11 protein-coding genes are annotated in these 12105 nt (G+C 73.8%); 4 read left to right on the top strand and 7 right to left on the bottom strand.

The features are described 5' to 3' along the window. Positions 1-27: 27 nt before the first annotated feature. Both AB0P24_RS10230 and AB0P24_RS10235 read right to left on the bottom strand, forming a co-directional pair. The gene (locus AB0P24_RS10230; RefSeq protein WP_365792166.1) at positions 28-819 is read right to left on the bottom strand and encodes a hypothetical protein; all 792 of its coding nucleotides are present in this window, start codon (positions 817-819) and stop codon (positions 28-30) included. Positions 820-905: 86 nt separating this feature from the next. Beyond that, a complete protein-coding gene (locus AB0P24_RS10235) occupies positions 906-1538 on the bottom strand; it encodes an RNA polymerase sigma factor (RefSeq protein WP_365792168.1) in 633 nt (210 codons plus the stop codon). Positions 1539-1754: 216 nt separating this feature from the next. On the opposite strand from AB0P24_RS10235, the gene AB0P24_RS10240 reads away from it, so the two are divergent. The 3 genes from AB0P24_RS10240 (at position 1755) to AB0P24_RS10250 (ending at position 5478) form a co-directional block, all read left to right on the top strand. Next, on the top strand, positions 1755-2393 hold the full coding sequence (locus AB0P24_RS10240) for a DUF1877 domain-containing protein (protein ID WP_365792170.1): 639 nt from the start codon (positions 1755-1757) through the stop codon (positions 2391-2393). Between the two features lie 83 nt (positions 2394-2476). After that, positions 2477-3256 (top strand): hypothetical protein, encoded by a 780-nt coding sequence (locus AB0P24_RS10245; RefSeq protein WP_365792172.1) that lies wholly within the window; start codon positions 2477-2479, stop codon positions 3254-3256. 14 nt (positions 3257-3270) lie between these two features. Next, the gene (locus AB0P24_RS10250) at positions 3271-5478 is read left to right on the top strand and encodes a bifunctional polysaccharide deacetylase/glycosyltransferase family 2 protein (protein WP_365792174.1); all 2208 of its coding nucleotides are present in this window, start codon (positions 3271-3273) and stop codon (positions 5476-5478) included. Positions 5479-5525: 47 nt separating this feature from the next. Here the strand turns inward: AB0P24_RS10250 and AB0P24_RS10255 are convergent, their stop codons facing one another. Genes AB0P24_RS10255 through AB0P24_RS10265 form a run of 3 tightly spaced genes read right to left on the bottom strand, consistent with a single transcriptional unit; the run spans position 5526 to position 7953 of the window. Beyond that, positions 5526-6125: a cation transporter gene (locus AB0P24_RS10255; RefSeq protein WP_365792176.1), complete on the bottom strand. Its 600-nt coding sequence runs from the start codon at positions 6123-6125 to the stop codon at positions 5526-5528. Positions 6126-6172: 47 nt separating this feature from the next. After that, positions 6173-7288 carry a histidine kinase gene (locus tag AB0P24_RS10260; protein WP_365792178.1) on the bottom strand — a complete coding sequence of 372 codons (1116 nt, stop codon included), beginning with the start codon at positions 7286-7288 and terminating at the stop codon, positions 6173-6175. Continuing rightward, complete coding sequence (locus AB0P24_RS10265) at positions 7285-7953, bottom strand: response regulator transcription factor (RefSeq protein ID WP_365792456.1); 669 nt, start codon at positions 7951-7953, stop codon at positions 7285-7287. Before AB0P24_RS10265 ends, AB0P24_RS10260 begins: the two co-directional genes overlap by 4 nt. 173 nt (positions 7954-8126) lie before the next feature. On the opposite strand from AB0P24_RS10265, the gene AB0P24_RS10270 reads away from it, so the two are divergent. Beyond that, entirely contained in the window at positions 8127-9440 is a 1314-nt protein-coding gene (locus AB0P24_RS10270) for a DUF418 domain-containing protein (RefSeq protein ID WP_365792180.1), read from the top strand. A gap of 363 nt (positions 9441-9803) precedes the next feature. Here AB0P24_RS10270 and AB0P24_RS10275 read toward each other — a convergent pair whose 3' ends face one another. After that, positions 9804-11441, bottom strand: a complete 1638-nt coding sequence (locus AB0P24_RS10275; protein WP_365792182.1) for a multicopper oxidase family protein — start codon at positions 11439-11441, stop codon at positions 9804-9806. Between the two features lie 74 nt (positions 11442-11515). Then, on the bottom strand, positions 11516-11953 hold the full coding sequence (locus tag AB0P24_RS10280; protein ID WP_365792184.1) for a DUF6153 family protein: 438 nt from the start codon (positions 11951-11953) through the stop codon (positions 11516-11518). Positions 11954-12105: the final 152 nt, after the last annotated feature.

A 12105-nucleotide genomic window follows, 5' to 3' on the forward strand; every position in this document is an offset into this window, starting at 1 on the left:
GGCGACGGAAGGACATCGGCGGCCGCCCTACTTGTTCTTGCCGTTGCCCTGCCCCTGCCCCTGCCCGCCGTTCGCCTGGCTGTTGCCGGAAGCGCCGGTGGCGCCCGCCGTGGCGTTGGCGGAGTTCGAGGCACCCTTGCCGGAGTTGCCCGAACCGGTGGAGTGGCTCGGCCTGGCCGTCGTCCCCGCCAGTTGCCCGGAGCAGTAGGCGGCCACCTTGTCCGCACCGCCGGCCGCCGCGACCAGTCGCTGCCAGGCCGTCGCGGCCAGCGCCTTGCCGTCCGCCTTGACCTGCTCGTAGGCACGGCAGTGGGCCTCGGTGTCCTGGGCGGTGGCGGGCCGGTCCGTCGGCCGGGCACCGCCGACGGACGGTGACGGGGCCGCGCCGCCCGGCCGGTTCGAGGCGGCCGCCGAGGGGATCGTCGTGCCCCGGCCGGAACCGGATCCGGTGCCCTCGGGTGAGGAGCCGACGGAACCGATGGCCGCGACCGCCACACCGCCCAGGGCGAGGCTGGCGAAGACCACACCGAACGTCAGTTTCGCCGGGCGCCGGGCCCGCCGCTCGGCTGCCGGCCGCCAGTCGTCGCGGCGCCGGGTACGCGCGCGAGGCGCGCCCGAGGCGCGGGCGGCCCGGAACGCGGCCAGGGCCTGCTGCTCGCCCCGGGGTGCGAGATCGCCCGCACGGACGGCGGCGGCCAGTGCCGTCTCCAGCGGGGCGTCCAGTGCGTCGTCACCCGCGGCCCGAGGGTCCGACAGGGTGCCGCCGGGCCGCACGCGTCGACGGCCCCGTGGCCCGTCGCCGCTCAGCCGTTCACCCATGTCCGTTTCCGTTCCTGTCCGACCGCTTCGTTCTGCCCGCTGTCCCGGATCCGGCGCCTGCCCGTCGATCCTGTCGCGGTTGTCGTTCATTTCGACTCCCCCAGCGTGCGGGAAGCCACATCCGTCACACCTTCCTCCGCTTCACCGCCGATGCCCAGCTGACGGGCGAGGCGCTTCAGGCCCCGGTGAGCGGCGGTGCGCACGGCGCCCGGACGCTTGCCCAGGACGCGCGCGGCGGCGGGACCGTCCAGACCGACCACGACCCGCAGGAGCACGGCCTCGGCCTGGTCCCGCGGCAGTCCGCGGATCAGCTCCAGAGCCCACTCGGTGGAGAGGGACTCCAGCGCCTGCTCATGCGTGTTGTGCGGGCCGGCCAGATCCAGTACGTCCTGGTCGGTACCGTCGGCCTGGGGCCGTACCCGCCGACGGCGCAGGTGGTCCAGCGCCCGGTGCCGGGCGATGGTCGCGGTCCAGCCGCGGAACCCGGCGCCGTCACCCCGGAAACGCCCCAGGTCACGTGCTATCTCCAGCCAGGCGTCGGACGCCACGTCCTCCGCTTCGTCGCCGACGATCCCCCGGAGGAAGCCGAGGAGGCCCGGCTGCACGATCCGGTAAACGATCGCGAAGGCGGTCTCGTCGCCGTCCTGGGCACGCGCCACCGCCGCGCCCAGTTCCCCGTCGTACTCCTGTACACGCCGGGGTTGCCGTACCTGGCCCAAGATTGCCCTCGTTCGCACCGATCACTGCCGAGTCCCACTTCGTCCGCCGTGCTCCGGTCACACGGCGTCCCCATGGTGACCAGCGTGCGCGCTCACAGAAACGTCACAACGGCACAGGAGCCACCGCGGTATCAGCGGCATCAGCGGCACCAGCGGTACCGGGCAGCGCCGTCGGAGCCGGGTGACGCTTCGGCGCGCTCGTGCGCTCCCCCTGTCATGAGTACGTACCTGCGTCTGCGAGCGGTGCCGGCCCCGGCACTGCGGAACAGTCCGGCTTGGCTGGAGCGGCTTTTCGCGAGCGACGCGGACACCGCCCGCGGCCCGGCCGGCCGGTGCCGCGAGGAGGTGCCCGACCAGCGTCGTCCGGACGAGTGCCGGATGGACGAATGCCGGATGGACGAGTGCTGTCTGGACGAGCGTTGTCTGGATCAGGAGCACATCTACACCGGCGCAGCGCCGACAGGTCCCGGCGACCGGCCGCAGGCCCAGGTGGTGCTCGGTGGCCGCCCGGTCTTCCGCACCGACCGGCGCAAGCCGCCCTTGCTGGTGCTCACGGCGGCCCAGGCCCGCCGGGTGGCCGGATTCCTGGAGCACGCCGACTTCGAGGCGCTGTGGGACTTCGCCCGGGACGGGCTGCCGCCCCGCTGCGGCGGGGTGCCCCCGAGGCCCGGGACGCCACGCGCCCTCGCCGTGGCGCACCGTGAGTTGCGGGCGTTCTACGCGCACACCGCCGAGTGCGGGGACGCGGTGGTGAAGTGGCGGTCCGAGGCGTGCGCGAGGTCGGTCCCGGGCGGAAGAGGAGCCGCCGCAAGGCGGCGTCTGTGGGTGTCCGGAGGAGGACACGTGACCGTCTGAGGCGGGAGGTGTAACAGTTTCGGCCCGCTGCGCTCTTTCCAGGCGGACGACCACGTCGGTCGTCACGGAGAGGGGCAGGACTCGTGCAGCGGACGGGTGACAGCGGCGCAGCGTACGGCCAGGAGCCGTACGGCCGCATCGGGTACGGGCACGCCCACGGCCACGAGGACGCCGGCAGCACCGCCGGCACGGCCACGGCGGAGCCGGTGCCCTGGGCCGCCGGTGCCCCGCTCCTTTCCGCCGCGCCGGACCAGCACGCCACGGCGGAGTGGGACTCTCCGCACGGTGACGTCATCGCCGTGCCGCCGACGCACCACGACGACTCCGGCCGCCCCGCACCGGAGCCGGACACACCGGAGCACGACCGGGCACGGCCCGTCTTCGTGGACGCCTCGGGGCGCCGCCAGCGCCGCGTGCGGCGTGTCGCACGGCTGCTGGTGATCCCCGCCGGCGCCTATGTCGCCCTGCTGGTCAGCACCCTGCTCGGCGGACCCACCATCAGCGCTCCGTTCGTCCCGCTCCCGGACACCACGCACCCGGCCGCACCCCACCCGACCGCCCCCGGCTCGTCCGCCGGTACCGGTCACCCGGCAGGGGGCACGGCCTCCGGCGCGGCGGACGCGAACTCCCTTCCCACGGTCCCGCGGGCCGCCGTCGGCCAGAGCGGCCGGCCGACGGCCGCGGCCACCCCCGCGGCCCCGTCCGCCACCACCGCGAAGCCCGCGACCACCTCCGCGCCCCCCGGCCCGACCACGACCGCCAGTCCCACCACCGCGGCCACCACCGGCGCCACCGCCACCAGCACCGCCGCGCCCTCCGCCAAGGGACGCACCATCGCCGCCTCCCACAAGCCCGTGAAGTGATCCAAGGCCCTGACGTGACCGATCTCACCAGCCCGGCCGACCCGACCGGTCGCCGCCGCCGCGGCCGCGGCCGCACCCGCCAGGTGACCCCCCGCACCCACTGGCTGCTGCTGTGCGTGCTCGTGGTGACCCTGTCGGCGGCCCTCCTGCTGCAGGGCTACACCCACCACATGTTCGGGATCACCTCGGACGACGTGACCGGCCCCCGCGGCCGTGCCGACACGGTGCCCGGCCAGGTGGCCCGCGGCGGCCCGGTGATCGCGGGCGCCGCCGGCTCCCCGCACACCGCCCGCCCGAAGGCCCGCACCATCGCCCTCACCTTCGACGACGGCCCCGACCCGGTCTGGACGCCGCGCATCCTGGACGTGCTGCGCCGCAACCACGTGCACGCGACGTTCTTCGTCGTCGGCACCCAGGTCGTGGCCCACCCGGAACTGGTCCGCCGGATCGTCGCCGAGGGCCACCAGATCGGCATCCACACCTTCACCCACCCCGACCTCGCCCGCCTCGCCCCCTGGCAGCGGTCCCTGGAACTGCGCGAGACCCAGCTGGCGGTGGCCGGCGCCGCCGACGTCACCACCGGGCTGCTCAGACCGCCGTACTCCTCGCAGAACGACGCGCTGGACGACGCCGACTGGTCCGTCCTGAAGCAGGCCGACGCGGCCGGGTACGTCACCGTCCTCTCCACCCTGGACGCCGAGGACTGGCAGCGCCCCGGCACGGCCCGTGTCCTCGCGAACGCGACACCGCACGGCACGGCCGGGCAGATCCTGCTGATGCACGACGCCGGCGGTGACCGTTCCCAGACCGTCGCCGCCCTGAGCACCCTGATCCCCCGGCTGAAGGCACAGGGCTTCCGGTTCTCGACGGTCGGCGCCGCGGTCGGCATGGCCGGTCCCGTCCGGCCCGCCGGAGCGGGCGACCACCTCCAGGGCATCGCCCTCATCAAGATGCTTCAGCTCGGCGACTGGGCGATCCGGCTGCTCGGCGTGCTGATGTACGCGGCCGGAGCGGTCAGCGTGCTGCGCGCGGCGGTCGTGCTGGTCGCGGCCCGCCGCCACCGCCGCCTGCGCACGGGGCGCCGGGCCAGGCCCTGGGGGCCGCCGGTGACCGAACGGGTCAGCGTCATCGTCCCGGCGTACAACGAGAGCGCCGGGATCGAGGCGGCCGTACGCTCCCTGGTCGCCTCGGACCATCCGGTGGAGATCATCGTGGTGGACGACGGTTCCACCGACGGCACCGCCGATCTCGTCGAGTCCCTGGGGCTGCCGGGTGTGCGGGTGATCCGGCAGCGCAACGCCGGCAAGCCCGCCGCGCTCAACACCGGCCTGGCCGCGGCCGGCTGCGAGCTGGTCGTCATGGTCGACGGCGACACCGTCTTCGAACCCGACGCCGTCCGCACGATCGTGCAGCCCTTCGCCGACCCGCGCACGGGCGCCGTGTCCGGCAACGCCAAAGTGGTCAACCGCGGCGGTCTGCTGGGCCGTTGGCAGCACATCGAGTACGTGGTCGGCTTCAACCTCGACCGCCGTCTGTTCGACCTCGCCGAGTGCATGCCGACCGTGCCCGGAGCGGTCGGGGCGTTCCGCCGCCGGGCCCTGCTCGCCCTCGGCGGGGTCAGCGACGTCACCCTCGCCGAGGACACCGACCTCACCATGGCCCTGTGCCGCGCGGGCTGGCGCGTGGTGTACGAGGAGGGGGCGGTCGCCTGGACCGAGGCGCCCGCGTCGCTCGGCGCCCTGTGGCGGCAGCGCTACCGCTGGTGCTACGGCACCCTCCAGGCGATGTGGAAGCACCGCGGCGCGCTGGCGCAACGCGGTTCCGCCGGCAAGCTCGGCCGCCGCGGTCTGGCCTACCTCCTCCTCTTCCAGGTCCTGCTGCCGCTGCTCGCGCCCGTGGTCGACGTCTTCGCCCTCTACGGCCTGGTCTTCCTCGACCCCCTGCGGATCACCGCCCTGTGGCTCGCCTTCCTGCTCCTGCAACTGCTGATGGGCCTGTACGCGTTCCGCCTGGACGGCGAACGCCCGGGGCCGCTGTGGAGCCTGCCGCTACAGCAGTTCGTCTACCGCCAGCTGATGTACCTGGTGGTCGTCCAGTCCGTCTTCACCGCCGTGTCGGGCTCACGGCTGCGGTGGCAGCGCATGGAGCGCTACGGCAGCCTGCGGGCACCGGCGGGCACGGAGACGGCCGGCGAGGACCGTCCGCCGCGGGTCCCCGCCTGAACCCGCCGCCCGTGCGCGGGGTCCGGCCGAGTCCGCCGGACCCCGTGTCAGCGCGTGCCGGGGAAGATCTCCCTGGCCTCGCGCAGCGCGTAGCAGACCAGCACGTACCCCGCGGCCGGGTCCGCCCACCACAGGCCGGCCAGGGAGTTCAGCAGGAGACCGGTCAGCACGGCGGTGGCCAGCAGGCCGTCGATCAGGGTGACCCGGCCCTCGGCCCTGAGCACCGGGTTGTCCAGCGCGGCGCCCGTGCGTGCCTTGCCCGCGGCGAGCGCGAACATCGCCGCGGCCGTCACCGCGGTCCAGCCGATGCCCAGCGACGAGTGGTGGGGCCGGAAGCCGGCGGCCAGCACCCAGGTGGACTGCACCAGGAGGTACACCGCCAGCAGCGCGAAGCCGGCACCGATCAGCCGCAGCGCACGGCGCCTGCGGTCCTCGCCGGTACCGGACAGCTCCCAGATCACCACGGCGGAGGCGCCGATCTCGATCAGGGAGTCCAGGCCGAACCCGGCCAGCGCCACGGATCTCGCCGCGACCGCGGCGCCGGCGAGCACCACGATGCCGATCACGTTCCAGCCGAGGGTGGCGTACTCCAGGGCGAAGCCGCGGCGGACGAGCGTGCCGCGGGTGGTGTCGTCAGTGCTGATCACCGCGGGATCCTCGCAGACCCGCGGACGGTTCCGGAAGCCGCTGCCCGTCACCGGGTCGGCTCCGTGGGCAGTTCCAGAAGGAGTTCGTAGCCGCCGTCGGGGGTGGGGCCGGAGGTGACCGTGCCGCCGAGGAGTTCCGCGCGTTGCCGCAGACCGGCGAGGCCGTGGTGGGCGCTGGGCAGGGTGAGCGGGAGGTGGGTGGGGGCGGTGTTGGTGACGGTGGTGCGCAGGGTGCCGTCCCGGTGGTGGATGTGGATGCTGGCGGTGGCACCGGGGGCGTGCTTGCGGACGTTGGTGAGGGCTTCCTGCACGGTGCGGTAGACGGCGCGCTGGACGGTGGGCGGGAGGTCCTCCGGCAGGTCCGTCTCGAGTTTCGTCTTGATGCAGCTGGTGTCGACCAGGTGGCGCAGGTCGGCGAGGGAGGGCTGGGGAGTGAGCTCCGTGGGGCTGCTGCCGGAGGCGCGCAGCACGCTGACCATGTGTCTGAGTTCGTCGAGGGTCTGCACGCTGAGCTGCCGGATGGTGGCCGCGGCCCGTCTGGTCTCGGTGTCCCGGCCGGCGACCTGGAGTGCTCCGGCCTGTACGGCGATGAGACTGACCTGGTGGGAGACCACGTCGTGCATCTCCCGGGCGAGTTGGGCGCGTTCCTTCGCGAGGACGCTCTGCGCGGTCAGCAGCCGCTCGTACTCGCGGGCCTCGGAGATCTCGGCGAGCCTGAGGGACAGGTCACGCCGGGCCTGGACGAGCTGGCCCAGGAAGACGGGGGCGGCCGCGGTGGCCAGGGTGTAGGTGAGGTGGAGGAGGCCGTCGGCCCCGGTGAGCTGGGTCGCCCTCAGGGACGACCACGGCGGCCAGGCGAGGTAGTCGCCGACGGTGAAGAGCAGCGCGCACCCGGCCAGCAGGAGACGATGGCGGCTGACCGAGGCGAGCGTGTACAGCGCGACCGTGATGGCGAACATCGCGTCGGAGACCAGGGCGGCGGGCAGCGTGAGGAGGAAGGTCGTCAGCGGGAGCCGGCGACGCAGCGTGAGTGCTCCGGCGGCGAGCAGCGACAGGGCCACGGCGGGCCGGTCGCCGCTGTCCACGTGCACCCAGGTGTCCGCCAGTGCCACCGCGGCCAGTGCGACGTCCAGGACCACGGCCGACGGTTTCGGGGCGGTCATCCGGCGCCCCCGTCGTCCGGTGACACGAGCAGGCCCGCGCGCTCGGCGATCAGCGCGGCCTGGACGCGACTGCTGACCTCCAGCTTGCCGAACACCGCGCTGACGTGGCCCTTCACGGTGCCGGTGCTCAGATGGAGCCGTTCGCCGATGTCGTTGTTGGCCAGTCCCTCGGCCATGAGCACGAGAACGGCGCGCTCCCGCTCGGTCAGCCGGCCGGCGAGGCGTACGGCGGAGGGCTCGCGCCCGCCGGCGTCCAGGTAGCCGTCCACCACCGTGCGGGTGACCTTGGACGACAGCGCGGTGCCGCCTTCGGCCAGCGTGCGCACCAGGTGCGGGAGCTCCTCGGGGTCGGTGTCCTTGAGCAGGAACCCCGCGGCGCCCGAGCGCAGGGCGGTGGCCACGTATTCGTCGGTGTCGAAGGTGGTGAGGACGGCCACCACCGGCGGGTCCGGCAGCCGGCGGAGTTGTGCCAGGACGGTGAGCCCGTCGACGTCCGGCATCCGGATGTCCAGCAGCACCACGTCGGGCTTCAGCTCCCGCACCGTCCGCACGGCCTCGCCGCCGGGTACCGCCGCCGTGACCTCGATGCCGTCCGCCGCGTTGAGAATGTGCGAGAAGCCCATGCGGACCAGGGCTTCGTCGTCGACCACCAGGACCCGGATCACCCGCGCTCCGCTCATCGCACCACCACCGGTGGATCCGTACCACCGGGGAGCCGCCCGCCGCCTGGCCGGTCGCGATTCCCGCCGGTTGGCGGGGGTGACATCAGCCGGTCGGCGGGGTACCTCAGGAAACACGCCGGGCTGGATCGGGAGGCCCGACGGTGAACCATCAAGGCATGACGCTGAAAACACCGTCGGGGGTGCCGGTGGAGGTGCCGGAGGCGCGCGCCGGGGCACGCTCCTCCCCCGCCGCCCGTACCCACCCGTCCGGCCCCTCCGCCGCGGCCCGCGCCCTCTCGGTCGGTACCCCGTCCACGGGACGACTCGTCGGCATCGATCTCGCCCGCGGCCTCGCGGTCTTCGGGATGTACTCCGCGCACGTCGGCCCCGACGTGACGGTGGGCGGCCCGGTGGGATTCCTGCTGGAGGCGGCACGGGGACGCTCCTCCGCCCTCTTCGCGCTGCTGGCCGGCTTCTCGCTGGTCATCATCACCGGCCGGCCGCGTCCGCGGACCGGGCGCGCCGGCCGTCAGGCCGTGGCGCGGATCGTGATCCGCGCCGTGGTCCTGGCGGCGCTCGGCTACGCCCTGACCGCCCTGGACACCGACGTGGCCGTGATCCTCAGCTTCTACGGGCTGCTCTTCCTGACCGTCCTCCCGCTGTACCGGCTGCGGGCGGCCACGCTCGCGCTGATCGCCGCCACGGGTGCGCTGGTCATGCCCCTGCTGCTCTACGCGATCAGAAGCTCGATCCAGCCAGGGGGCTGGGCGGACGCCGTCACCGCGCGGGATCCGCTGGCCCGCGTCACCGGCACGGACGGCTTCGTGGAACTGCTGTTCACCGGTGAGTACCCGGTGCTCACCTGGATGCCGTTCATGGTCGCGGGCATGGCGGTGGCCCGGCTCGACCTCACCCGGCCCGGCATCCGGTCCCGGCTCGCCCTGGCCGGCGGAGGGCTCGCCGTGCTCGGCTACGGCGGTTCCTGGCTGGCCCTGCGTCTGGTCCCGCACGCGCTGTCCACCGTCGCGGCCGCCACGGACGGCGGTTCGGCGTCGTCCGCCTGGTGGTCGGACACCGTCGGCGATCCCGTGGCCCACCCCCCGTCCGCCTGGCTGCTGGTGGCGGCGCCGCACAGTCAGACGGCCTTCTCCGTCCTCGGCAACACGGGCGTCGCGCTCGCGGTGGTGGCCGGGTGCCTGGCCGTCGCCGAACGGATGCCGCGCCTGACGGCCCTGGCCAGGCCGGTCGCGGCGGTCGGCACGATGGCGCTGACGGTGTACGTCCTGCACATCCTTGCCCTCTGGTTCCTCAGCGACGTCTGGCGCGTGCCGGCGATCGACGACGAGTCCCTGCACGGGGGGCTGCCGGTACTTCTCGGCTTCATCGGCACGGCGACGCTGCTGGCCGTGGTCTGGACTCGCCTGTTCCGGCGCGGGCCCCTGGAGTACCTGCTGCACAGGGCCACCCAGCCGGCCCGCCACGTCAGGTAGCCGCCACGGCGGCTCGTCACCGTCTTCCCCAGCGACGCGGTCAAGGAGACCTGGCTGGACTCCGCCTCCGCGTGCGGCGGCAAGTACCTGTTCGGCACCCGGTGGATCGTCAGCGCCCGGCCGCAGATGCTGGACGGGTTCCGCGACAAGCTCGGCGGCACGATCCGGCAACTGCGCGGCACGGGCCCGGTAGCGGAACCCGGCGCGTCGTGGCGCACGAGGACTGCCGCCATACCGGCGGCAGCCGCCCGCCGCCCCGGGATCCTTCCCGCCGCCGGCCGTCGCCGCCGTCCTGTCGCATCCCGGGCTCGTGCCGCACGGGCACGCCCGGACCGGGGTCGGCCCGGGCGTGCCCGTGCGGGATCAGGCGCGATAGGCGACGTCGGCCATCATCCCGGCCTGGCCGTGGTACGCGTTGTGGCAGTGCAGCATCCACTGGCCGGGGTTGTCGGCGTCGAAGAAGACGGAGAGCTTCCTCCTGGGCAGCACGATCGCGGTGTCCTTGCGCGGTCCCGAGGCGCCGAGTTGGTAGGTGTGGCCGTGCAGGTGCATCGGATGCCACATGTCGGTGTCGTTGACGAAGTCGAACCGTACGCGCCGGCCCTGCTCGACGAGGATCGGGTTCGCCCCCGGGTTCTTCATGTCGAACGGGGTGCCGTTGACGGCCCAGTCGTACCTCATCATGCCGCCGGTCAGTCGGATCTGGTGCGTGATGTCGGTCCGGGCCGGCTTCAGGCGCACCTCGTCGGCGGCGCGCAGCTGGGACGCGGTCATGATCATGCCGTCGAGTTCCCTCGGCCGGACGGTCGCCGCCGGCCTGCTCCCCGAGCCCGTGCGCACCAGGGCCAGACCGTTCGCGTTCTTGCCCTCGGCCAGGGCGACGAGCGGGAAGACGCCGTCGCCGAGGGTGACGAGGACGTCGTAGCGCTCCCCCATGCCGACCAGCAGGGCGTCCACCTGCTGGTGCCGGACGGGGAAGCCGTCGGTGTGGGTGATGGTCAGGGTGTGGCCGCCGAGGGCCACGCGGTAGGCGGTGTCCGAGCCCGCGTTGACGATCCGCAGCCGGACCTTCCTGCCCGGCTTGCCGGTGTAGACGTCCGGGTCGGCGGCCACCCGGCCGTTGATCAGGTGGTACGGGTACTTCACGTCCCCGGCGTCGCCGCCGAGCAGCTCGCTGGTGGCGCCCATGAGCATGAACGTCGCCGACCCGCCGCCGGCGGAGGCCGCGGCCGTGGGGGACGGGGAACCGGAGCCGCCCATGTCCATCCCGCTCATGCCGCCCATGCCGTGACCGTCCGTGCCGCCTGAGCCCGAGCCGGTGCTGGTTCCCATGCCCATGCCGGCCATGCCGTGGCCGAGTTCGGCGTAGACCTCGTCGGGGGTTCCGGTGACACCGTCGACCCAGTCGTCGAGGAGGACGACCCACTCGTCGTCGTAGGCGAGGGTTTCCCTGGGGTCCTCGACGATCAGGGGGGCGTACAGGCCGCGGTCGAGCTGGACGCCGATGTGCGGGTGGAAGAAGTACGTGCCCGGGGTGTCCGCGACGAAGCGGTACGTGAACGTGGAACCGGCCCGGACGGCGCTCTGGGTGGTGGGCGGCACGCCGTCCATGTCGTTGCGCAGGGCGATGCCGTGCCAGTGGACGGACGTGGTGGTCTTGCCCGGCAGCTGGTTGGACAGCTCGGCGACCAGCGTGTCGCCCACCGACAGCCGGACCTCCCTGCCCGGAGTACGGCCGTCGAAGGCCCAGGTCCTGGGCCGGACACCGGCGCCGAGATCGATCGTGGCGGGTGCCGCGGTCAGCGTGAGTTTCCGCTCCCGTCCGGTGCTGTGGCGCTTCTTCTCGGCGGCGGCGACGGCCGGGCCGGACGGGTCGACGAGGGCGTCGCCGGAGCCGGAACCGGAGCCGGAACCGGAATCGCTGCGGCAGGCGGCGAGCGCGCCGGCGCCCGCGACGCCAAGCCCGGCGAGCAGGACGGAGCGACGGTCGATGGTGTTCATGGGGTTGTGTCCTCTGCTGCGAAAAGCCGATGTGGTCGCGGAGGGACGGCACATCGCGCGCCGTCCGGCGCGGCCTAGATACGCAGCTGGGAGAGGACGGACAGGTCGGGCGGGGCGCGGTCGGTCGCCGCGGCGCCGGGTGCCCGCCCGGCCGCGGCCTGCAACGGCTTCGCCAGCGGGTCGAACGCCGTCCGGTGGGGTGCGGCCAGCTGGAGGGAGTCGACGCCGGCCGCGCCGCAGTGCTGCATGCCCGGCATGGCGCAGACGCTGTCGGCGCTGTGCGCGGTGGCGCCGGAGCGGCTGTGCGCGGTGGCGCCGGGGACGGAGGGCGCCGTGCTGTCGGACATCGCGTGGGCCATCGCGTGGTCCGGGTGCGCCGCGCGCGGCATGGCGGAAGCGTCCATCGCGGGCATCTCGTGGTGGACGAGCACGGCCAGCACGACGCAGAGGGTGAGGAACACCCCGTACGTCCAGCGGACGGCTGTGCCGCCGCGAGCTGCCCGGATCGTCATACGCTCCACCTGTCGCCGTGTCGACCGATCACCACATTACCCCTGGGGGGTAGCAGGGCACTCGATGCCCCGCCCCTGAGGGCGGGGCCCACGGTTACAAGATACCGCGGGGGGTATGTGTCCGCAGATGCCGACGCAGCCGCCGCCGTGGC

It is taken from the genome of Streptomyces sp. NPDC086519, from assembly GCF_040686075.1.
GTDB lineage: Bacteria > Actinomycetota > Actinomycetes > Streptomycetales > Streptomycetaceae > Streptomyces > Streptomyces shenzhenensis.